Below are 1,603 nucleotides of genomic sequence, written 5' to 3' on the forward strand. Positions count from 1 at the left end.
TATAAAGCCTTATAATAAGGTAGAAAAAACAAAGCAAACCAATCATCCCCTTGCAAATTAAGGGGTTGCTCTCCAAAAAGGAGGTGTTCCAGCCACACCTTCCGGTACGGCTACCTTGTTACGACTTAACCCCAGTCACTAGATTTACCCTAGGACGATCCTTGCGGTAACGTACTTCAGGTACCCCCAGCTTCCATGGTTTGACGGGCGGTGTGTACAAGGCCCGGGAACGTATTCACCGCGCCGTGGCTGATGCGCGATTACTAGCGAATCCAACTTCATGGAGTCGGGTTGCAGACTCCAATCCGAACTGAGACCGGCTTTCGAGATTCGCATCATATTGCTATGTAGCTGCCCTCTGTACCGGCCATTGTAACACGTGTGTAGCCCTGGACGTAAGGGCCGTGCTGATTTGACGTCATCCCCACCTTCCTCACGGTTTACACCGGCAGTCCCGTTAGAGTCCCCAGCTTGACCTGATGGCAACTAACGGCAAGGGTTGCGCTCGTTATGGGACTTAACCCGACACCTCACGGCACGAGCTGACGACAACCATGCAGCACCTTGCAAAGAGTCCGAAGAAAAAATCATCTCTGATCTATGCACTCTGCATTTAAGCCCAGGTAAGGTTCCTCGCGTATCATCGAATTAAACCACATGTTCCTCCGCTTGTGCGGGCCCCCGTCAATTCCTTTGAGTTTCATTGTTGCCAACGTACTCCCCAGGTGGTTCACTTAATGCTTTCGCTCGGCCGCATACTGTGTATCGCATACAGCTAGTGAACATCGTTTACGGCGTGGACTACCAGGGTATCTAATCCTGTTCGCTCCCCACGCTTTCGTGCATCAGCGTCAGTGGTGGCCTGGCAAGCTGCCTACGCAATCGGGGTTCTGTGTAATATCTATGCATTTCACCGCTACATTACACATTCCGCCTGCCTCGTCCACACTCAAGATATGCAGTTTCAAAGGCAATTCTACAGTTGAGCTGCAGGATTTCACCTCTGACTTATATATCCGCCTACGCACCCTTTAAACCCAATGAATCCGGATAACGCTCGAATCCTCCGTATTACCGCGGCTGCTGGCACGGAGTTAGCCGATCCTTATTCGTACGGTACATGCAGGTGGATACACGTATCCACGGTTATTCCCGTACAAAAGCAGTTTACAACCCATAGGGCAGTCTTCCTGCACGCGACATGGCTGGTTCAGGCTTGCGCCCATTGACCAATATTCCTCACTGCTGCCTCCCGTAGGAGTCTGGTCCGTGTCTCAGTACCAGTGTGGGGGACCTTCCTCTCAGAACCCCTAATGATCGCTGCCTTGGTGAGCCGTTACCTCACCAACTAACTAATCATACGCATGCCCATCTTTTACCGCCGTAACTTTAATTATTAAACCATGCGGTTCTGTAATTTTATGGGGTATTAATCCGGATTTCTCCGGGCTATCCCCCTGTAAAAGGTAGGTTGCATACGCGTTACGCACCCGTGCGCCGCTCTCATAGATAGCAAGCTATCTAATCCCGCTCGACTTGCATGTGTTAGGCCTGTCGCTAGCGTTCATCCTGAGCCAGGATCAAACTCTTCGTTGTAGTTATA

The 1,603-nt window shown here is 50.9% G+C and carries 1 rRNA gene; it reads right to left on the minus strand.

From position 1 onward, the window contains the following. Nucleotides 1-76: 76 nt before the first annotated feature. Nucleotides 77-1,596, minus strand: a 16S ribosomal RNA gene (locus ACE1ET_RS20145). Between the last annotated feature and the right edge of the window lie 7 nt (nucleotides 1,597-1,603).

Source organism: Quyinboa mangrovi, from assembly GCF_042219825.1.
Lineage (GTDB): Bacteria > Bacteroidota > Bacteroidia > Bacteroidales > UBA5342 > JBHJHP01.